This is a genomic window from Actinoplanes sp. NPDC051851 (assembly GCF_040681165.1).
Classification (GTDB): Bacteria; Actinomycetota; Actinomycetes; order Mycobacteriales; family Micromonosporaceae; genus Actinoplanes.
Genome location: NZ_JBFAYF010000068.1, coordinates 25675 through 45778, shown reverse-complemented (window position 1 = coordinate 45778; position 20104 = coordinate 25675). Strand labels below are relative to the sequence as shown.

Annotated in this window: 16 protein-coding genes; 13 read left to right on the top strand and 3 right to left on the bottom strand. The window is 71.9% G+C overall.

Annotated elements, in window-relative coordinates; genetic code table 11:
• The coding region (locus tag AB0M08_RS39960; RefSeq protein ID WP_364505325.1) for a type VII secretion protein EccE at window positions 1–1236 on the bottom strand (1236 nt) is incomplete at its 3' end.
• A 57-nt stretch (window positions 1237–1293) separates the two neighbouring features.
• Between AB0M08_RS39960 and mycP the strand changes: the two genes are divergently transcribed.
• The 13 genes from mycP (at window position 1294) to AB0M08_RS39895 (ending at window position 17053) form a co-directional block, all read left to right on the top strand.
• Window positions 1294–2652: a type VII secretion-associated serine protease mycosin gene (gene mycP, locus AB0M08_RS39955; RefSeq protein ID WP_364505323.1), complete on the top strand. Its 1359-nt coding sequence runs from the start codon at window positions 1294–1296 to the stop codon at window positions 2650–2652.
• Window positions 2653–2718: 66 nt separating this feature from the next.
• Window positions 2719–4158 carry a type VII secretion protein EccB gene (eccB, locus tag AB0M08_RS39950; RefSeq protein WP_364505321.1) on the top strand — a complete coding sequence of 480 codons (1440 nt, stop codon included), beginning with the start codon at window positions 2719–2721 and terminating at the stop codon, window positions 4156–4158.
• A 92-nt stretch (window positions 4159–4250) separates the two neighbouring features.
• Window positions 4251–4655: a hypothetical protein gene (locus tag AB0M08_RS39945; RefSeq protein ID WP_364505319.1), complete on the top strand. Its 405-nt coding sequence runs from the start codon at window positions 4251–4253 to the stop codon at window positions 4653–4655.
• Complete coding sequence (locus AB0M08_RS39940) at window positions 4636–5892, top strand: hypothetical protein (RefSeq protein WP_364505317.1); 1257 nt, start codon at window positions 4636–4638, stop codon at window positions 5890–5892. Before AB0M08_RS39945 ends, AB0M08_RS39940 begins: the two co-directional genes overlap by 20 nt.
• A gap of 132 nt (window positions 5893–6024) precedes the next feature.
• The gene (locus AB0M08_RS39935; RefSeq protein WP_364505315.1) at window positions 6025–7263 is read left to right on the top strand and encodes a hypothetical protein; all 1239 of its coding nucleotides are present in this window, start codon (window positions 6025–6027) and stop codon (window positions 7261–7263) included.
• A gap of 108 nt (window positions 7264–7371) precedes the next feature.
• Entirely contained in the window at window positions 7372–8874 is a 1503-nt protein-coding gene (locus AB0M08_RS39930) for an O-antigen ligase family protein (protein WP_364505314.1), read from the top strand.
• Entirely contained in the window at window positions 8861–10294 is a 1434-nt protein-coding gene (locus tag AB0M08_RS39925) for a lipopolysaccharide biosynthesis protein (RefSeq protein ID WP_364505312.1), read from the top strand. The genes AB0M08_RS39930 and AB0M08_RS39925 overlap by 14 nt, the downstream gene beginning before the upstream one ends.
• On the top strand, window positions 10295–11404 hold the full coding sequence (locus AB0M08_RS39920; RefSeq protein ID WP_364505310.1) for a polysaccharide pyruvyl transferase family protein: 1110 nt from the start codon (window positions 10295–10297) through the stop codon (window positions 11402–11404).
• Window positions 11404–12543 (top strand): glycosyltransferase, encoded by a 1140-nt coding sequence (locus AB0M08_RS39915; RefSeq protein ID WP_364505308.1) that lies wholly within the window; start codon window positions 11404–11406, stop codon window positions 12541–12543. Before AB0M08_RS39920 ends, AB0M08_RS39915 begins: the two co-directional genes overlap by 1 nt.
• Complete coding sequence (locus tag AB0M08_RS39910; RefSeq protein WP_364505306.1) at window positions 12540–13370, top strand: glycosyltransferase family 2 protein; 831 nt, start codon at window positions 12540–12542, stop codon at window positions 13368–13370. The genes AB0M08_RS39915 and AB0M08_RS39910 overlap by 4 nt, the downstream gene beginning before the upstream one ends.
• Window positions 13367–14551: a glycosyltransferase gene (locus AB0M08_RS39905; RefSeq protein ID WP_364505304.1), complete on the top strand. Its 1185-nt coding sequence runs from the start codon at window positions 13367–13369 to the stop codon at window positions 14549–14551. Before AB0M08_RS39910 ends, AB0M08_RS39905 begins: the two co-directional genes overlap by 4 nt.
• Window positions 14541–15809: a DUF1800 domain-containing protein gene (locus tag AB0M08_RS39900; RefSeq protein ID WP_364505302.1), complete on the top strand. Its 1269-nt coding sequence runs from the start codon at window positions 14541–14543 to the stop codon at window positions 15807–15809. Before AB0M08_RS39905 ends, AB0M08_RS39900 begins: the two co-directional genes overlap by 11 nt.
• A complete protein-coding gene (locus tag AB0M08_RS39895; RefSeq protein ID WP_364505300.1) occupies window positions 15809–17053 on the top strand; it encodes a DUF1501 domain-containing protein in 1245 nt (414 codons plus the stop codon). Before AB0M08_RS39900 ends, AB0M08_RS39895 begins: the two co-directional genes overlap by 1 nt.
• Window positions 17054–17072: 19 nt before the next feature.
• Here the strand turns inward: AB0M08_RS39895 and AB0M08_RS39890 are convergent, their stop codons facing one another.
• Together AB0M08_RS39890 and AB0M08_RS39885 are read right to left on the bottom strand one after the other, a co-directional pair.
• Window positions 17073–18890, bottom strand: coding sequence for an exopolysaccharide biosynthesis polyprenyl glycosylphosphotransferase (locus AB0M08_RS39890; protein WP_364505298.1), 1818 nt, complete (start codon window positions 18888–18890; stop codon window positions 17073–17075).
• Between the two features lie 139 nt (window positions 18891–19029).
• Entirely contained in the window at window positions 19030–20088 is a 1059-nt protein-coding gene (locus tag AB0M08_RS39885; RefSeq protein WP_364505296.1) for an LCP family protein, read from the bottom strand.
• Between the last annotated feature and the right edge of the window lie 16 nt (window positions 20089–20104).

The window sequence follows — 20104 nt, the reverse complement described above, 5'->3', positions numbered from 1 at the left end:
GGCCCGGGGCGCGGCGAGCCGGGGTGCCCAGCCGCGCGGCGCGGGTGCGGTGGCCGCCCACGCGTTCGGCATCGGGCCGGCCGGGGTCCAGCCCGTCGGCGCGGTGCCGTAGACGCCGGTGCCGTGGTCGCCGTCGACGCGGACCAGGCGTACGCCGGAGCGCTTGGCGTTCTCCCGCAGGTTGCGCAGGCTGTCCGCGATGAACTGCGGTGTCGAGGAGACCCGGATCAGCACCCGGTACGCCACCTCGTCGGCGCCGTTCGGCGCGACCAGGACCGCCGAGTCGACGGCCACGGCCGGGACCGCGGCGAGGTGCTCCACCAGGTCGGGATCGGGGTCCGACGGCCAGCCGCGGACCGCGAAGACGACGTGGGTCAGGCCACCCGCCGACCACTGCCGCCAGCTCTCGTCCAGCTCGGCCGGCGCCCGGCCGCCGGGCCGGTAGAGCCCACTGGAGACGGTGAGCGCGTGCAGCAGCTCGTTCGCGTCGAGCACGTCGCAGGGCACCTCGGCCCCGTTCAGCATGGTGGTGATCCGGCCCACCGCGGCGGCGAGCGCCCGGTCCACGCCCTCCACCCCGCCGCCCCGGCTCGCGGCGGCGTCGGCCGCGTCCCACGAGCCGAGCCGCATCGCGAGCCAGACCAGGTCGTTCGCGGCCGTCCCGGTCTCCGGTACGGCCGACTGGTGGTGGGTGACGATCTGCAGCGCGGAGACCGTCGGCACCGTCTCGGCGAGCAGCCGGCCGAGCCGGTCCAGCCCGACCGACGGCGGGCGCTCGAAGGTCGGGCCGATCCAGGACATCACGCCCAGCACGGCGAACCAGCCGGTCTGGTCCTGCCCGACGCCGAAGCTCACCCCGCGGTCGGTGGCCGTCCGGATCTGGAGTCCCGGGACGGCGGCGGCCACCGGATCGCCGGTCGCCCGCAGCACGGTCCGCGCCTGGCCGCGACGGTGCCGCAGCCGACGGCGCGCGGCGATCGACTGGTAGAGCCAGCGGCCGCCGGAGGGCACCACGGTGAAGACCAGCAGCAGCACCCCGACCAGGGCGGTGACCAGGATCGCGACGGCGTTGCGGCCGAACGCGGCGGCGGTCGCGGCGACCAGCGCCACCTCGATGGCGATGAGCTGTACGCGGCCGAAACGGCCGGGCACACGGCCGGCGGACCAGACGCCGTCGGGCCGCGAGGCGGACGGGGCTCGCAGAGGTTGACGCGGAAGCGATGTGTCGGGCTGCACGCGGCCAGCGTACGACGCGGTGATGACCGCTCGCTGCCCAGCCGTTACCCTCGGGCCGTGCGGCTCCTGCCATCCATCGCTGTCGTCGGTCTCCTGGCCACGGCGGCCATCGTCATGCCGCAGGCAGCTCCGGCCCTGGCCGCGGACGTCTGCGGGCCGACGATCACCGATGCCCTGCCCGACCAGCCGTGGCCGCTGCGCCGCCTCCGGCCGGACCTGGTCTGGCCGCTCACCCGCGGTGACGGCATCACGGTCGCGGTCATCGACTCGGGTGTCTCGGTGACCCATCCGGCGCTCGACGGCCAGGTGCTCTCCGGCCGGGACCTGATCCAGTCCGGCACCCACGGCTGGTGCGACGAGTCCGGGCACGGCACGATCATCGCGGGCATCATCGCCGGTAAGGAGACCGCGTCCTCCGGCTTCACCGGGATGGCGCCGAACGCCAAGATCCTGCCGATCCGGGTGCTCCGGGACACCAAGAAGTCCTTCGACGAGGACGACCCGAAGCGGATCGCCCAGGCCATCGTGTACGCGGTCGACCAGGGCGTGCAGGTGATCAACCTCTCGGTCGTCACGCCGGACACCCAGGATCTCGAGGACGCGGTCGCCTACGCGCAGGAGAACGACGTGGTGCTGGTCGCGGCGGCCGGCAACGAGGGCAGCACCGACCTGGGCGACCAGCCGGCCTACCCGGCGGCGTACCCGAGCGTGCTCGCGGTGGCCGGGGTGGACGAGAACGGCGACCACGTGGACACCTCCACGTCGGGCGACTACGTCGACGTCGCCGCGCCGGGCAAGGAGATCGCCGGTCCGGCGCCCAACGGCAACGGGTACGGCGAGTTCGAGGAGGGCGGCACCAGCTTCGCCGCGGCGTACGTGTCCGGAGTGGTCGCGCTGGCCCGGTCGTACCGGCAGAACGAGTCGGCGGCCGCCATCATCGAGCGCGTCGAGCGGTCCGCGCAGCACCCGGCGGGCGGCTGGAACACCGACGTCGGGTACGGCGTGGTCGACCCGTACTGGACGCTCACCTCGATCGGCGGCGCCGGTGCCGAGGTGGCCGCCGGTGGTGCGGTGACCGTGCCGGAGCCGGCCGACGACCCGCTGAGCGGTGTCCGTACGGCCGCCCTGTGGATCGCGTTCGGCGGGGTGCTCACCGCGCTGCTGGTGGCGGTCGGCGCCGTGGTGGTCCGCCGGGGCCGCGCGCGGGGCTGGCGCCCGGGTCGCGCCGTGCCGCCGGCGGACACCGAGCCGACCGGGCGGAAGCCCGGGTTCGCGCCGGTGATGGGCCGCAACGTGAGCGTCACCGCGCCGAGCCTGCAGCGTGGCCAGGCGGCACCGCGCGGTGGCGCGCCGACGATCCGGCCCGGCAAGGCGGGCGTCAGCATGCCGAGCGTCGGCGGCCGGCCCCAGCGCTGACCGGCGGCGCTCACCGAAACACCTCTCACACGCTTCTCGAGAAGATCAGAAAACGGGGAAGGCACGATGCGGACCAGGCAAGAAACGGTGCAGGCGTACAAGTTCCTGACGCGGCGCATCGTGTCCGGCCTGCTCTCCGGTGAGCCGGAGACGACCGACCGGCCGATGCGGCGCTTCGGCATGGCGATGGTCGGCAGCGCCATGGTCGCCACCATCGTCTTCGCCGTGGTCGGCGTGATCGGGTTCCTGCGCCCGTCCGGCGGGACGCTGAGCGAGAACGTCATCGCCATCGAGCGGGAGACCGGGGCGCGGTACGTCTACCTCAACGGCACGCTCTACCCGGTGCTCAACTTCACCTCGGCCCGGCTGATCGCGGGTGCCGCCGCCCCGACCGTGCAGACGGTGTCCCGCGAGTCGCTGCGGGACCTGCCGCGCGGCGAGCCGGTCGGCATCCCGGACGCCCCGGACGCGCTGCCGGACGCCGCCGCGCTGGTGGGCCTGCCGTGGAGCACCTGCACCATGCGCCGCTCGACCGGCTCCGCCGCGCTCGTCACCCACCTGCAGCTGGGCGCCGTCCCGGCCGGCGGCACCGACCTGGGCACCCGGGCGCTGCTCGTCTCGGCCGGCACCGGCGACGACGCCACGCTGTTCCTGCTCTGGAACGGCCACCGGCTGAAGATCGCGAACCGGGCCGGCCTGGCCGCGCTCGGGCTCTCCGCGGTGACCCCGATCCCGGTCGGCCTGCCGCTGCTGAACAGCATCACCGTCGGCCCGGACCTGCTGGTACCGACCATCCCGAACATCGGCGACGAGAGCGGCACGGTGGACGGGCGCCCCGGCGTCCTCGGCCAGGTCTACGGGTACGGCAGCCAGTACTTCACCCTGCTGGAGAGCGGGCTCACCCCGATCAGCGAGGTGATGGCACGGCTCATGCAGGCCAACCGCGGCGGTACGGTCGTCACCATCTCGGCCAACGCCGCGGGCAACGCCCAGGCGAACACCTTCGAGCCGGCCGGGTTCCCGCAGACGCTGCCGAAGCTCTACGACTACAGCAGCGAGCCGCCGATGATCTGCGGCACCTACACCGCCGGCGCGTCCGTCACCGAGCCGGTCGCCGGGATCTCGGTCTACGACGCGGTCGACCCGACGATGGCCGCGGCCTCGGCCAACCTGCAGCGGCGCAGCGCGGACGGCGTACGGCTGGCCGACCGGGTCGCGGTGCCCGGCGGGCGGGGCGCGCTGGTCCGGGTGCTGCCGGCGCCGGGCGCGACGACCACGTCGACCACCACGTACCTGATCACCGACCAGGGCATCAAGTACGCACTGCCCACGGAGGACACCGCGACGGTGCAGGCCAACCTGGGTCTGGGCACCGCGACGCCGACGCTGGTGCCGTCGTACCTGCTCGCGCTGATCCCGACCGGCGCGACCCTGGACCCCGACGACGCGAAGCAGTTCGTCACCCCCGCGACGGCCGCCAGCCCGACGCCGAGCGCGGGGACGTAGCCCGAGGGCGTAGGGTTCTAGGTCCTGCCGAAAAGGCAGGTTTACATGGGTCGATTGACTTGCCGGTGTGAAGTACGGTGGCCGAAAGGGTCATGAGTGCGGACGCCGGTGCGAAACGGGGGCAACAGATGGGCGGCGACAACACAGACATCGACCTCTTGTCACTGGAGGACTTCTACCGGACCCTGGATTCCCGGCTCAGTGAGGCGAACGCCGCGGTCAGCTCGCTGACCAACTCGCTGAAGGACCGGTCGCCGGCTCTGGGTTCCTTCCAGGACGCGTCGAAGACCGCCACGCGGTACGACACGCTCTACGACGAACACCTGGACCGCGCCAAACGGCTGGTCAGCGCGCTGACCGCGGCGAAGACCGCGACCTCGACGATCCTGAGCAACTACCGGACGACCGAAGCGCGCAACCATGCCGACGCCAAGGACATCGCCAGTGTCCTGAACAGCGTGGGGACGGAGTTGAACGGTGACGAAGCCGATGCCTGACGAGTACTACCAGCGTTACCGGACGCGGTCTCACGAAGAGCTCTACACCGAGCTGATGGCGGGCAAACCGTCCCAGATCAACGGGATGGTGCCCACCTGGAAGTCGGCCGAGGGCAGTGCCCAGTCGGTCTCCGACTCGCTGACCAAGGACCTCGAGCGGCTGCTGCCCACCTGGAACAGCAGCGCCGGCCGCGAGTTCCAGCGCCGGCTCGGCCTGATCGCGACGTTCGCCGGCAAGCTGGCCGACGAGTTCAACGCGGTGCACACCGGGCTGACCACGATGGCGGCCGCGCTGGAGACCGCCCAGTCGAAGGCCGAGGACCCGCAGAAGACCGACGACCTGGACAAGACGCTCAAGGGCGCCGCCAAGGGTGCCGCGGTCGGCTCGGTCCTCGGTCCGGTCGGCACGGTCGGTGGCGGCGTCATCGGCGGCGTGATGGGCCACGACCAGGACGAGGAGGAGAAGGCGAAGGCGAAGGAGCGCACGGTCGTGCTCGTCGCCGCGCTCGCCGCGGACTACGGGGTCACCGATCACGGCTGGCCCAAGGTCCCGGTGATCGCCGATCCCGATCTGCCCGGTGGCGACACCGGCGGTGCGGTGACGCCGGCCAAGGCCTCGCACGGCTCGGTGACGCACCACGCGCCGAGCACCGGTGTCTCCGACCGGACCACCAAGGACCTGGACCCGGCCGCGAGGGCCGGGCAGACACCGGACGCCTCCGGGATCGGCGACCGGAACACCTCGACGATCGGGCCGGACACCACCACGACCGGTTTCACCACCGATCCGGACGAGTCGACCGGCACCGGTCTGCAGTCCGGTGGTGGCGGCCTCACCGGTGCGGGCGGCTTCGGCAACGGCGGCCTGGGCGGCACGGGTCTCGGCGGCGCGGGCGGCGGATTCGGCGGTACCGGCGCGTTCGGCGCGGGTTCCGGCACCTCGCTCTCCAGCGGCTCGCTGGGCTCCACCGCGCTCGCCGGTCTCGGTGGCGCGGGCGGGGGCCTGGGCGGCTCGGGCGGGGTCGGCGACGGCCGTTCGGCGGCCGGTTCGATCGGCCGCGGTGCCGGTACGGGTTCCGGGCGTTCGGCGTCCGGGCACGGATCCGGTCACGGCGACGACGAGGCCGACGAGCACATGACCTGGTTGACCGAGGACGACATGGTCTGGGGCGGCGGCGAGGCACCGGACGGCGTGCTGGGCTCGATCCCGCACGGCGACGACCGCACTCCGGAGTAGCCACGAGAACACCGGGCGTGTCTGATCCCAATCGGACATGCCCGGTGTGATCCGCAGTATGTGACACCCCTGCGAGCGGCGATCGCGACCCCACTATTATCCGTAAAACATTCACGGGTGGGGGAGTCGAACATGCAGCCGGACAGTCCGTACCAGGTGACCAAGCCCCTGGGTTCGTCCCAGCTTGGCACGGTCTGGGCCGCTGTCGACGGCGAGGGCCGTGAGCTGACCGTCGCGGTCCTCGAGGCCGGTGTCGCCAGCGAGCAGCGCTGGCGGGACGCCTTCACCTCGGCCGCCAACACCCTGCCGCAGCAGAAGGACGGCCAGCGCTACGTGAGCGCCGACTTCAGCGCGGCCGCGCCCTGGGTCATCCTGGCCTCCGACGGCGGGCCCGGCGCGGAGCAGATCTTCCTGGCCCTCGGCGCCGACTACCAGCCGATCGCCAGCGGTGCGCCCACTCCCCCGCCGGCCCCCGCGCCGATCTCGATGCCGACCACCACCACGAGCACGACGCAGGCCGCCCCGATCGCCACGGCCGACCCGGTGGAGACCGCACCCGCACCGGCCCCCGCACCCACGCCGACCCCGCAGTGGGACAGCGCGCCCGCACCCGCACCGCAGTGGGAGAACACCCCGGCGCCCTCGCCGCAGTGGGAGAATCCCCCGGCGCCCGCGCCGGCCTGGGAGAAGCCCGCCGAGAAGAAGCGGGGCCTGCGCACCTGGGGCATGGTCGGCATCCTCTCCGTCATCGCGCTGACCGGTGCCGGCACCCTGTTCGCCCTGACCCAGGGCGACGACCGCCCGGCCGGGGGCGACCCGGCCGTGGCCGCCTCCGAGGCCGCCGTGCCGACCCCGACGCCGCTGCACCCCGGCATCGAGCCGCCCCGGATCGGCGACTGGCCGGTCTCCTGGCCGCAGTTCACCGCCAAGGACAAGGCGCAGACCCTGGCGCTGGACGGCGTCGACCTGCAGCTTCCCTTCCCGCGCGGCTGGGCCTGCGCGCCCGCGGCCACCTCCGAGGGCGCCACCAAGTTCACCTGCGGCATGACCAGCGGCGGCGAGCAGATCGGCGGCGAGATCATCGTCCGGGACTGCGCGCAGCCCTGCGACACCGCCCAGCAGGACAGCCTGCGTACGGTGGAGGAGGCCTGGGGCCAGCAGTGGCGGTACGCCGGCACCAACGTCACCCTCGCCGAGACGCTGAAGGTGGACGGTGCCGACCGGTACGGCATGGTGGTCATCGCCTACTACAAGACCACCGCGCAGGACCCGGTCAACCGGCAGCTGGTGATCCGGATGACCGCCCCGCTCGGCTGGCGGGACGACGTCCGCAGGGTGGCGAACGGCGCGCGCGCCGCTGCCCAATTCTGATCAGGAAAAGACATCGTTCGGGACACCGGCGGCAAATCATCGACCCTTATGATGACGCCGCGTCATCCCCCATGCCCGACCGCGAGCCGAGAATGGTGACAACGAAACATGGCACTCGCCGCGTCCGAGGAGCCGGCTGCCGGACAGGAAGAGGAGCCGGCCACCGAGCAGGTCGAGGAACCCGCCACGACACAGGCCGAGGAACCGGTCACCGAGCAGCAGCACGAGGAACCCGCCGCTGAGGAGCGGGACGAACGGGCCGCCGACGAGCAGGACGAACCGGCGGCCGAGCGGCACGTTAAGCCCGTCGCGGCGGCCTGGCCGTTCGTGATCAGCCTGCTGACCAGCCCCACCCGGGCGGTCACCGCGTTCCTGGTGGGCACGCTGGGCCTGGTCCCCGTCGCCCTCTTCCCGCGGGACACCCCGATCTACTCCGGCATCGCGAACACCGTGCCGACGGTCTACAACTACACGATCGCGATCGTGGTGGCCGCCGCCGTGGTCGGCGCGATGGCGCCCCGGATGTTCCGGACCGCGCTGAAGCCGTGGGCGCCGTTCCTGATCTGGGCCGCGGTCATGACGGTCGCCGTCTGGGGCTTGCTCGCCCGCGACCTCTCCGGCCTGCTGCAGCTCGGGCTCGGCATGCTGGCGTTCGGCATCGGCGTGGTCTCGCGGTGGCGGGAACGCTTCAGCCCGCTGGTACCGCAGCTGTTCGCGCTGGTCGCCTGGGGCCAGCTGGCCGCCGTCCTGCTCGCCGTGGCCGGCCTGCCACTGCGGACGATCACCGGGCCGCAGGCGATCGACATCCACGGCCGCGCCACCGGCCTCACCGCGCACCCCGGCGAACTCTCCAAACTGCTCTTCTTCTGCGGCATCTGCGTGCTGATGCTGCCGCAGCGCACCCGCCGGGAGCGGTGGACGGTCTGGGCGACGCTCGGCGCGGTCTTCACCGGGGTCTTCCTCACCGAGAGCCGCACCATCCTGGTCGCGGTGATCGGGATGGTCGTGCTCTTCATGCTGATCGAGCTCTCCGCCGGGCGCTGGCAGCGGCGGCATCTGACCATTCTCGGTCTGACCGGTCTCCTCGGCCTGGCCTCGCTGCCCTGGCTGATCTCGCGGTTCATGGCGGACCCGACCGGCGGCGACCGCGGGCACCTGATGGTGGTGGCGTTCCGTGCGATCGGCGACCACTTCCTCGCCGGGGTCGGGCCGAACAGCTACGTCGCGGTGGTCGGGCTGACCGACGAACTGACCTCGACCGGCGTGCCGGTGCACAACACGTTCCTGCTGACCGCGGCGGAGCTCGGCGTCCCCGGCGCGATCCTGCTCTGGCTGCCCGCCGTCGTCGTGGTGGTCCGCGCGGTCCGCGCCACGATCCGGACCCGCGGGAGCGACCAGGCGGCCAGGGTGATCGTCGCCGCCACCCCCGGCATCCTGCTGATCAGCCTGACCGGATGGGGTCTCCTGCAGGGCCCGTACTTCGCCATCTTCCTGCTGGTTCTCGGCTACTTCGGCGCGTGGATCGGCACCGCCGCTCCCGAACAGGCAGCTGTCGAAGAGACCCCGGAAGAGGAGACCCCGGTCGTAGAGGATCCCGATGAGCGCGCCTGAGATATCCGCGCCGGGTCACCGGCCCGCGTCGCTGAAGGTCGCCTCCGGTCTGCTCGGCCTCGCCACCATGGTCACCCGGCTGACCACCCTGGTCATCATGGCCCTGCTGGCGCGGGGCGCCGGTGCCGAGGCTGTCGGCTTCTACGGCCTGGCCACGCTCAGCGCCTCGTTCGCCGCGGCCGCGCTCTCGGTGGGCTTCCCGACGTACCTGACCCGCAACGTCTCCGCCGGTCTCGTCCCGCACCCCGAGGTCGCCCGGATCCACACCACCCGGCTGCTGGTCATGCTGCTCGCCGCGGCGATCTGCTGGCCGGTCGCCGGGTTCACCGTGCCCGGCGCGGTCCAGCTCGGCTTCTTCCTCTTCTTCCTCTCCAGCCTGCTGGAGCAGTGGAACGAGACCGCGTGGGTGCTGGTCCGCGGCACCCGCAAGGCCTGGCGCGAGGCGCTGGCGAACGCGATCGCCAGCGTGACCCTGGTGGCGGCGTGCGGCGCGGACGCCCTGCTCGCCGGCGGGCTCTCGTTCACCCGGGCCGCCGTCTACATGGCGCTCGCCTCGCTGCTCCGCTCGGTGCTGGCGTTCTGGCTCTCCGGGGTCTGGCGCCAGCTGCTGGTGCCGGGCCGGGTGGACCTGGTCGGACGGTCGCGGCAGGCGGTGCCGTACTTCGCCGCCGACCTGCTCGGCCTGATGTACTTCCGCGGCGACACCCTGGTCCTGGCGCTCTTCGTCGCGGCGAGCCAGGTCGGCGAGTACGTCTCGGCCACCGGCATCGTCGGCCCGGCCGTGCAGGTCGCCTCGTCGATGGGTGTCGGCGCCCTCGCGTACGCCGCACCGCGCGTCCTCGGTGGCGGGCGCCCCGACGAGCCGGTGACCATCTTCCGGTTCTTCCAGATCGCCGGGTTCGGCGCGACCGGCGTGATGCTGGCCGGGCTGCCGATCGCCACGCTGATCCTCTTCGGTGACGAGGGCGCGACGATCATGCACCTCGCGATGATCCTGGCGCTCTTCCTCGCGCTCCGCTTCGCCAACTTCGGGCTCTCCGCGGTGCTGCTCGCCGGCGGGAAGGCCAGCAGCCGGCTGATCGTGCTGGTGGTCAGCATGCTCGGCAACGTCGCGCTGAACCTCGCCCTGGACGGCCGGTACGGCGCGTTCGGCGCGGCCTGGTCCACCGTACTGACCGAGCTGATCGTGGCGAGTTCGCTCCTCTACTTCCTGCACGACCGTACGCTGCTCCGCCCGGTCGCCGCCTCGACGGCGTTCGTCGCGGTGGTGGCCGTCGTCCTGGTGACGCTGGTGGAGCTGCTGCCGCTCGCGGGCGCGTCGGTCGGCACCGGAATCCTCTTCCTCGCCGGGGCGGCGGCCGTCGTCGTCGTACGGCGCCGGTTTGCCAGGCCGGCACAGACCGCAAATACGGGGGCATGAATGCGGGTAGCGATCGCGGGATGGTTCGGATCGGACAACCTCGGTGACGAGATCCTTCTGCACACGCTGATGGCCGCGGTCCGGGAGACCCGGGAGGACGCGAGCTTCGTGGTCCTCTGCCCGGACCCGGAACGCGTCACCGAACTGCACCGGGTGGACGCCGTGCACATGCCGACGCTGCGCTCGCGCGGCACCGGCGAACGGCAGGAGGCCGCCCAGCGCGCCCTGCGCGAGGCCGACATCCTGCTGCTCGGTCCGGGCACCGTCTTCCAGGAGCGGTCGCCGAACCTGCCCTGGCCGGGCACCTTGCCGCTCTTCGCCCGGATGGTCGCGATGGCCCGGCTGGCCGGCACCCGGGTCGCCGTCGCCGCCGCGGGCGTCCGCGAGGACAACACCGCCGCCGGGCGGGCCCTGCTGCGCTGGATCGGCGCCCGGTGCCGCGCGGTCGGCGTCCGTGACCAGCGCAGCGCGGACACCTTCGGCCGGGGCGCGCAGGTGGTCGGTGACATGGCGTACACGCTGCGACTGCCCGAGCTCGGCGGGATCGTTCGCGGTCAGCGTTTCGGGCTCTCGCTGCGCCCCCTGGCGAGCGACGCCGAGGCGTCACTGATCGCGGCCTCCGCCGAGGTCGTTCAGCGGTTGCGCGGCGACGGCTGGTCGGGTGTCTTCCTTCCGATGGCGTACGGCCGTGGAGCCAACGGCGAGAACGACGCGACCATCTACGACCGGGCGTTCCGCGACACGCTCGACGTCGCGACCAGCCCGCTCGACGCCGAGCAGCCGCTCGCGGTCAACCTGGACGGCTGGCTGACCGATCTCGCGTCGTACCGGCTGGTTCTCGCGACCCGCCTGCACGCGGCGCTGCCGGCCGTGGCGCTCGGCGTACCGACGGTGGCGATCGCGTACGAGCGGAAGGTCCTGGACGCCTTCCACGACCTGGGGCTCGGCGAGTTCACGGTCGGCAAGGACGTGGACGCGGACACGCTGTACCGCACCGCGACCGCCGCCGCGGCCGCCCCCGAGGTGTTCCGCGAGGCGGCCGGCCGGGTCGCCGTCCAGGGCACGGTGGCGCGCGGCTACATCGCGTCGGTCTTCAAGGACCTGGGCTGATGCGCGTCCTGCTGATCTCGCCCTTCTCCCCCGCCGCGCAGCACGACCACGCCGCGGCGGACACCATCGCCAAGCTGGTCCCCCGCCTGGCGGAGAAGACGGACCTCTTCGTCTATTCGCCGCAGAACACCGAAGAGTCAGGCACGTACACCTCGCTGATTCCCACGGCACCGTTCCGGCCGGGTCCGCTGGCCCGGTTCGGCGCCCGGCCCGCGTGGCTGCGGCAGGCCTGGCCGCACGCGGCGACCCGGGAGGTACGGGGACTGATCGAACGGCTCAAGCCGGACGTGGTGCACGCCGAGTACCTGCAGTCCGCGGAGATCCTGGCGAGCCGCGACAACACCGTGCTGACCCTGCACGACATCACCGAGAGCGTGATGGCCGAGTCGTACCGGGCCTCGTCCGGGCCGGAACGCGCGTACCGGCTCGCCGAACTGGTCCGGACCCGCCGGTTCGAGCGGGACGCGATGCGCCGGGCCGGGGCGCTGATGACGCTCTCCGAGGCCGACCACGCCGTCGCGTCCCGGTACAACCCGCGGACCCTGCTGGCCCGGCCCGGCGTCGACATCGGGCCGGTGTCGTGGACCGCGCCGCCCGCCGGGCAGCCGCCGCGGCTGGTCTTCGCCGGTGCGATGTGGCGGCGCGCCAACATCCTGGCCGCCCGGCTGCTCGCCGACGAGGTGATGCCGCTGGTCTGGGAGCGGTATCCCACCGCCGAGCTGCGGATCGTCGGTGCCCGCCCGGCCGGGGAGATCACCGCGCTCGCCGAACGGGACGCCCGGGTCGTGGTCACCGGCGCGGTCCCGGACCTGCGGGACGAGATGCTCGCCGCGCACGCGGTGGTGGTGCCCTCGGTGGTCGGCGGGGGCGTGCTGATGAAGGTGGTGCACGCCATGGCCCTCGGATGCCCGGTGATCACGTCGCCCGGTCCGGCCGATTCGGTCGGGGCGGACGCGTCGATGCTCTGCTCCGGGCGTACCGGAAGGGAACTGGCGGAAGCGATCGACGCGACCCTGCGCCACCCGGCAGAGGCCGCGGCACGCGGCGCGCAGGCGCGTGCCCACATCGAGCGGACCTTCCGGTGGGACGACACGGTCCACGCCTATCTCGACGCCTATGCGATGGTGAGCCAACGATGAGGATCGCGGCGATCGTGGTCGCCTACAACTCGGCCCGTGACCTGCCGGAGAGCCTCGGCTGCCTCGGCGCGCTGCCGGTCGAGCGGTCGGTGGTGGTGGACAACTCGTCGGCCGACGACAGTGCCACGGTGGCGAAGCGGTACACGCCGGACGTGCTCTCCGCCCCGAACGACGGCTTCGGCGCGGCGATCAACCTGGCCGCCCGGGCGGTTCCGGAGGCCGACGCGTACCTGCTGCTCAACCCGGACTGCCGGCTCGATCCGGAGGCGTTCGCGACGCTGGTCGCCGCCCTGGAGAACGACCCGGGGCTGGGCGTGGTCGCGCCGCTGATGCGTTACCCGAACGGCGGCTACGGCGTCTCCTCCGGCTCGGATCCGAGCATGGCGAAGGAGTGGCTGGCCGCGCTCCGCGTCGACCACCTGGTGCCGGCCGGGCTGCGGCGCGCCCTGGCCCGCTCGGCCTTCCTGCGCTCGAGGATCAGGATGCTCGCCTACCTGGACGTCGAACCGTCGGCGGAGACCCGCGCGGTGGAGTGGGTCTCCGGGTTCTGCATGCTGGTGCGGGCCTCGGCGTTCCGGGAGATCGGCGGGTTCGACCCCGGCTACTTCCTCTACTTCGAGGACGTCGACCTCTGCAAGCGGCTGCGCGCGGCGGGCTGGGGCGTCGCCTCGGTCGGCGCGAGCGTCGCCGATCACAAGGAGAGCACCAGCACCGCCGCCGTCGGCAAGAACCGGCTCTACCGGGACGGGATGGCCGTCTACTTCGACCGGCACGGCACCAGCAGGCAGCGTACGCTCGCCACGGCTTTGAGGAAGTTCCCCCTGTGAAGATCCTGTTCGTCGCGCCCTGGATTCCGTCCCGGTACCGTCCGCGCAGCCTGGAGTTCCTGGAGATCCTCGCCGCCGAGCACGAGGTGGCGCTGCTGGCGCTCACCCACGACGAGGCCGAGATCGAGGAGGCCGCCGCGCTGCCCGTAACGGATCAGACGCTGGTGCCCAACTCGCGGGTCGGCACGATGACCCGCAGCCTCCGCTCGCTGGTCACCGGCGAGTCGCTGCAGACCGGGTACGCCAATCCCCCGGAACTGGTCACCGCCCTGCGCGCGAAGATCGCCGAGTGGCGGCCGGACGTGGTGCACCTCAACGTCTTCCGGACCGCACACCTGGTCGAGGCGTGCGGCGACACCCCGGTCCTGATCGACCTGGACGAGTTCCGCAGCGAGTACTACGAGCAGCTCGCCGCGGACGGCCCGAACCCGGCCTGGCGCGCGATCGGCCGGGTCGAGCAGCACCGGATGCGGGCGCGCGAGGACGAGCTGGTCCGTGCCCGGGTGCCGATCATCCTGTCCGCACCCGGGGACACCCGGCCGGGAACGTATGTGGTGCGCAGCATCTGCGACTTCCCCCTGCAACCGCACACCGCGACCGCGCCCACCGTCCTCTTCGTCGGCCGCCTGAGCTACGAGGCCAACGTCGAAGGCCTGATGTGGTTCGCCCGCGAGGTCTGGCCCGGCATCAAGCAGGCCGTGCCGGACGCGCGGCTGCGGATCGTCGGCCAGGACCCGCCGAAATCGGTCAAGACCCTCGCCGAGCAGGACGGTGTCGACCTCTTCGCCAACGTGCCGTCGATCGAGCCGCACTACGGAGCGTCCACCGTGGCGATCGCGCCGATCTTCCGCGGCACCGGCATCCAGATGAAGCTGATCCAGGCGCTCTCCGCCGGCGTGCCGACGGTGACCAGCGAGATGGTCGCCGCGCGGGCCGGCGTCCGCGACGGTGAGCAGGTCCGGACGGCCGAGGACCCGCAGGGCTGGGTGGCCGCGATCGGCGCGTTGCTGCGCGACCGGGCGGAGCGGGAACGGCTGGCCGTGAACGGTCGCGAGTGGGCGGTGGCGAACCACGGGTCGGCCGCCGTACGCGGGCAGCTCGATGTGGCCTACGCCGCTGTGACCGGGCACCGATCCGTGGGTTCCGACGCGACCGCCTATATTGACGAATATGGCCAGTGACGTCGCGCTTCTGCTCCGCCGGGTGGGTTTCGGGCCCACCCAGGCCGAGTTGGCGGCGGCACAGCGGGCCGGTTACGCGCCGACCGTCCAGGCGCTGACCGCACCCTCCACCCCGGACGTCGGCGCCTCCGCCACCCCGGTGCCCGACGTCGGCTCCGACCCGATCAACAAGTACGCGAACCCGACCGACTCGCAGCGGGCGGTCGTGAGCACCGAGCGGGAACGGCAGACCCGGCAGATCACCACCTGGTGGCTGGACCGGATGACCGTCGCCGACCATCAGGCGCTGGAGAAGATGGTCTTCTTCTGGCACGGGCACTGGGCCACCTCGATCGGCAAGGTGATCCGCCCGCAGCTCATGATGATCCAGCACCGGACGCTGCGCGGCACCAACGACTTCTCGACGCTCGCCCACCGGATGGTCCGCGACCCGGCGCTGATCTACTGGCTCGACGGGCAGCTCAACTCCCGCTCCGCGCCGAACGAGAACCTCGGCCGGGAGCTGATGGAGCTCTTCCTGCTCGGCATCGGCAACTACACCGAGCAGGACGTCAAGGAGGCCGGGCGGGCGCTGACCGGCTGGATCATCAACTACACCGAGGCGACCACGCACCTCGCGCCGGCCCAGCACGACGACAAGCCCAAGACCGTACTCGGCACCCGGAAGAACTTCGACGCCGACTCGCTCGTCGACCACCTGCTCGGCCAGGAGGTCTGCCCGGAATTCATCGCGGCCCGCCTCTGGTATCGCTACGGCTCGTCGTCCGGCGCGATCCCTGCGGACGTGCAGACGGCCATGGTCGCGGCGTTCCCCGACGCGATGGCGATGCTGCGGGCGATGGTCGGCACCGAGGCCTTCCAGGCCACGGCCGGTCAGATGGTCAAGCAGCCGGTGGAGTGGCTGGTCGGTGCGATGCGCCAGCTCGGGTTGCGGCTCGGCGGCATGCCCACCGAGACCGTCGACCTCATCCTGTACGGCCTCAACCGGCTCGGCCAGGTGCCGTTCTCGCCGCCGAGCGTGGGCGGCTGGCCGGCCGGCACCCTGTGGCTGACCGCCGGCACCGCACAGGTCCGCCTCGCCACCGCCGGGCGGCTGGCCGGGCTGGCGCCGGTGACCGGGCTGACCGCGGAATCCCTGGCCAGCCTGCTGGGCATCCCGGCGTGGAGCAACCGGACGTACGCCGGCCTGAAGCTGGCCACCACCCCCAAACAGCTGCTGACTCTCGGCCTGGTCAGCCCGGAATACCTGGTGACCTGATGGATACCGTGACGCGACGGAAGTTCCTGCTCGCCTCGGGGGTGACCGGCGGGGCCGCGCTGGCCGCGGGTGCCGGGGCGATGGGGCTGCATGCGCTGCTCTCCGGCGGGTCGGACGCCCCGGTGCTCGCCGCCGACGAGGGCACCCTGGTCATCGTCACGCTCTACGGCGGGAACGACGGGCTCAACACGGTGGTGCCGTTCAACGATCCGGCGTACCACAAGGCCCGTTCCGCGATGGCGTACGAGGCCGGCCAGGTGCTCGCCCTCGACGAGACGCTGGGGCTGAACCGGGTGCTCAAGGGCATGCACCAGCTGTGGCAGAACAAACAGCTGGCGATCGTACGCGGGGTCGGGTACCCGAAACCGGACCGCAGTCACTTCCGCTCGATGGACATCTGGCAGACCGCGTCCCCGGAGCACCCGATCGGCACCGGATGGATCGGCCGGTGGCTCGACGGGACGAAGTCCCCGGCCGAGACCGCGGTGAGCTTCGAGCCGGTGCTCTCCCCGCTGCTGGTCGGCGAGACCACGGCCGGCGCGTGCGTCGACGTCGGCGGGCTGCGGCTGCCGGACGGGATCTCGCCCGAGATGGTGTCCGCGTTCGGTCAGGCGTCGACGGACGAGCCGGACATGCAGGCCCGGGTCGCGGGCACCTACGCCGACCTGATCACGGTGGACGGCCTGATCCAGGAGATCAACAAGTCCGCGACGGCGTCACCGACCGAGACGGGTACGTCCGTCCCGGCCACCGGTACCGGCGGCGGGGACTCGCTCACCGCGCAGTTCGATCTGATCGCCCGCTGCATCGAGGCGTCCGTGCCGACCCGGGTGTACTCGGTCAGCCTCGGCGGATTCGACACGCACGCGACCGAACGACCGGCCCACGAACGCCTGCTCACGCAGCTGGACACGGCGCTCTCCGCGTTCCTGACCCGGATGACGAAGACGGACGCCGGTAAGCGCGTGGTCTGCCTGGTGTACAGCGAGTTCGGGCGGCGGGTGGAAGCGAACGCCTCCGGCGGCACCGATCACGGGACGGCCGGGCCGGTCTTCCTCGCGGGGCCGGGGGTGGTGGGTGGTCTCTACGGAGAGCAACCGAGCCTCACCGACCTGGACGACGGTGACCTGAAGGCCACCGTCGACTTCCGGGACATTTTCGGGACCATTCTCAGTAGGGTGCTGAAGTCCGATCCGGATCAGTTCCTGGCAGGTTATAGGTCGACCAGCCTGCCATTCATCTGAACCCTTTCTCCCTTTTCTTTCAGCGGCCGCCGCCCCGGAACACCTCGGCGATCGTGCGCAGCACCACCTTGGTGTCGAGCCAGAGGGACCAGTGCTCGATGTAGTAATTGTCGAAGCGGGCCCGGTCCGAGATCGGGGTGTCCCCGCGCAGACCGTTGACCTGCGCCAGACCGGTCAGGCCCACCGGCACCCGGTGCCGCATCGCGTAGGACGGGTGCTCCGCCGAGAACCGGTCCACGAAGAACGGCCGCTCCGGCCTCGGCCCGACCACGGTCATGTCCCCGCGCAGGATGTTCCAGAGCTGGGGCAGTTCGTCCGCCGACGTACGCCGCAGGAACCGCCCGATCGGACCGACCCGGCTGTCCCCCGCGATCGACCAGGTGGTCTGCGAGTCCATCTCGTCACGCGGCAGCATCGACCGGAACTTGATGACGTTGAACCGCTTCCCGTACCGGCCGATCCGCTCCTGCCGGAAGAAGACGCCCTTGCCCGGCCCCTCCAGGAAGACCAGGATCACGCAGAGCAGCAGGATCGGGCTGAGCAGGGTGAGCGCGGTCAACGCGATCACGATGTCGGACGCCCGCTTGAGCGCCCAGCGCGGCCCGCCGATCGTGTTGTGCCGGATATGGGTGATCGGGATCGCGCCGATGTGGTCGGGCACCGCGCCGTGCATACCCGATCCCCAGAGCCGCGGCACGACCCAGATGTCCCGGGTCAGCGCGGCGGGCCGGCTGAGCACCTCCATCAGGTCGGGGTCCGGCGCGGCCGAGTCGGCGACGATCAGCACGTCCACGTCGGCCATCTTGATGTTCGCCTCGAGGGTGCCGAGGTCGCCGAGGAGCGAGACGGCGGGCTTCCCCGACTCGGGGAAGAGGCTGTCGACACACCCCGCGTACCGCAGGCCGTACTGCGGGTAGCGCCGCAACAGCCGGGCCAGCTCCCGGGCGATCTGCCCGCTGCCCACGATGATCGCGTTGCGCTCCACCCACCGCCGCCGGCGCGCGACGACGATCGCGGTACGCGTCAGCGCCCGCCCGACCATGACCAGGCTGCCGGAGAGCGCGACGCAGCGTAGGAAGCCCTCGACGTACCCGACCGAGTCGTGCCGCTGCGCCGCGATGATCGCCACGATCGCCGACGAGGCGAGCAGCCGCCCGAAGATGGTCGGCAGCTCGTCCAGGATGCTCACGTACCGCCGGGCCGCATAGAGCCCGCCGAACGCGAACAGCGCCACGGTCAGCCCGGCCATCACCAGCGTGCCGCGCCAGTACTGGAGCGTGAAGAGCAGCGGCGTGCTCAGCGCGAGGACGTCGACCGGCGCGACCAGCATCCAGGCGCGCATCCGCCGGGTCCGCTTGGCCGAGGTGGCCGCCGCGTACGGGATGACCGCCGTGCTCGACGCCGAGTCGGGGTCCTCGCCCTCCTCCTCGTCGCCGTCCCGTTCCGGCTCACCGTCCCGTGCCGAATCCTCGGCCCGTGCCGGCTCACCGTCCTGTGCCGACTCACCGTCCCGTGCCAGCGCCCCGTCCCGTGCCGGCTCACCGACCCGTGCCGGTTCACCGTCGCGTGCCGGCTCACCGTCGCGTGCCAGCTGCCGGTCTTTGTCGCTGTCGTGCAGCGACTCCGGGCGCCTGACCCGGTTCCGTTCCCGGCTCTGCTCCCGCCGGTCCTGCTCCCGCCGATCCTGCTCCCGCCCCGGCTCGTCGGCGGGATCCGGCCCCCGGTCCCGGAAGGGCTCCGGAGCCGGAGTCTCCCGGGCGGGAGCCGGTCGCTGCTGCGGAATCACCAGCCCGGCTGGCCCCGGCACGACAGGGGGTGACAGCGGAGGCGCCGGCATCCGCCACACATTCGTCGTATCCAGCACAGCGGTGTCCTCAGGTGAGGGCCCCGATGCTGACGTGCTCCCCGTATTCACGTCTCCCCATATATCGCACAGCTATGTCACCGCACAGCACCGCCGGTTACCGAACGGCTCACTACTTCGTGGCGGCGGCCAGGATCTCGTCGACCTTGTCGTTCTGGACCGCTTCGTACAGCGTCTTGTCCTTGGCCTTGTCCGGGAAGACGACGCTCTCGCTGCCCACCATGCCGGTGCCCTTGGACGGGTTGGTGAGGAAGGTGAGGTTGCCGCTGCGCAGGTGCCGGAGCTGGGACGCGAGGTCGACCAGGGACATCGTCTTGTCGACGGAGACCGAGTTCGCCGTGGCGCGCAGGAAGTCGTTCAGCTTGGTCGGGCTGCCGAGCAGGCCGCCGGACGCGCCCTTGTCCAGGATCGCCGTGATGACCTGCTGCTGGTGCCGGATGCGGGCGAAGTCGCCGTCGGCGAACTGCTTGCGCTGACGCGAGTAGTCCAGCGCGGTCGCGCCGTCCATGTGCATCGTGCCCTTGGTGAACTTCCGGTACGGCGGGTGGATCGAGGTGAAGTCCTGCTCGACCTCGATGTCGATGCCACCGAGCGCGTCGATGATCTCCTTGAAGCCGCCGAAGTCCACGATCGCCACGTTGTCGATGCGCACACCGGTGAACTTCTCCACGGTCTGCACGACGAGCGGGATACCACCCCACGCGTACGAGGCGTTGATCTTCGCGTTCCGGTCGGCGTAGTCGTTCTTCGCCGCCTTCGGCACGTAGACCCAGGTGTCGCGGGGGATGGAGATCAGCTGCGCGCTGGAGCGATCCTTGGTGAGGTGGGCGATGATGATCGTGTCGGCGCGCGAGCCCTGCGTGTTGTCGGGGTCGCGGGAGTCGCTGCCGAGCATCAGGATGTTGAGCGCGTCCGTGGCGACCGCGGCCTTGGTCGGCCGGGCCGCCTCGGGAACCTCGCTGAACGCGTCGACGCGCTCGACCGACTTCTCGACCGACTTCAGGTAGAGCCCGCCGGCAACTGCACCACCCGCGCCCAGGAGCACGAAAACCAGCAGCACGTAGAGGACGATGCGCCAGCGGCGGCGACGCTTGCCAGGCGCGGGAGCCTCCGACGACTCCTCTGGCGAGGAGCTCTGCTCGGGTTCCGCAAGGTCCGGATGGGTTGACATGCCGCGGATCATACTG

What these genes read in the sequence shown, in the direction of transcription:
- AB0M08_RS39900 (WP_364505302.1), top strand. Translation starts at nt 14,541, where the DNA reads ATGGCCAGTGACGTCGCGCTTCTGCTCCGCCGGGTGGGTTTCGGGCCC.
- AB0M08_RS39945 (WP_364505319.1), top strand. Translation starts at nt 4,251, where the DNA reads ATGAGTGCGGACGCCGGTGCGAAACGGGGGCAACAGATGGGCGGCGAC.
- AB0M08_RS39885 (WP_364505296.1), bottom strand. Translation starts at nt 20,088, where the DNA reads ATGTCAACCCATCCGGACCTTGCGGAACCCGAGCAGAGCTCCTCGCCA.
- AB0M08_RS39925 (WP_364505312.1), top strand. Translation starts at nt 8,861, where the DNA reads ATGAGCGCGCCTGAGATATCCGCGCCGGGTCACCGGCCCGCGTCGCTG.
- AB0M08_RS39920 (WP_364505310.1), top strand. Translation starts at nt 10,295, where the DNA reads ATGCGGGTAGCGATCGCGGGATGGTTCGGATCGGACAACCTCGGTGAC.
- AB0M08_RS39930 (WP_364505314.1), top strand. Translation starts at nt 7,372, where the DNA reads ATGGCACTCGCCGCGTCCGAGGAGCCGGCTGCCGGACAGGAAGAGGAG.
- AB0M08_RS39915 (WP_364505308.1), top strand. Translation starts at nt 11,404, where the DNA reads ATGCGCGTCCTGCTGATCTCGCCCTTCTCCCCCGCCGCGCAGCACGAC.
- AB0M08_RS39910 (WP_364505306.1), top strand. Translation starts at nt 12,540, where the DNA reads ATGAGGATCGCGGCGATCGTGGTCGCCTACAACTCGGCCCGTGACCTG.
- eccB (WP_364505321.1), top strand. Translation starts at nt 2,719, where the DNA reads ATGCGGACCAGGCAAGAAACGGTGCAGGCGTACAAGTTCCTGACGCGG.
- AB0M08_RS39935 (WP_364505315.1), top strand. Translation starts at nt 6,025, where the DNA reads ATGCAGCCGGACAGTCCGTACCAGGTGACCAAGCCCCTGGGTTCGTCC.
- AB0M08_RS39895 (WP_364505300.1), top strand. Translation starts at nt 15,809, where the DNA reads ATGGATACCGTGACGCGACGGAAGTTCCTGCTCGCCTCGGGGGTGACC.
- AB0M08_RS39890 (WP_364505298.1), bottom strand. Translation starts at nt 18,890, where the DNA reads ATGCCGGCGCCTCCGCTGTCACCCCCTGTCGTGCCGGGGCCAGCCGGG.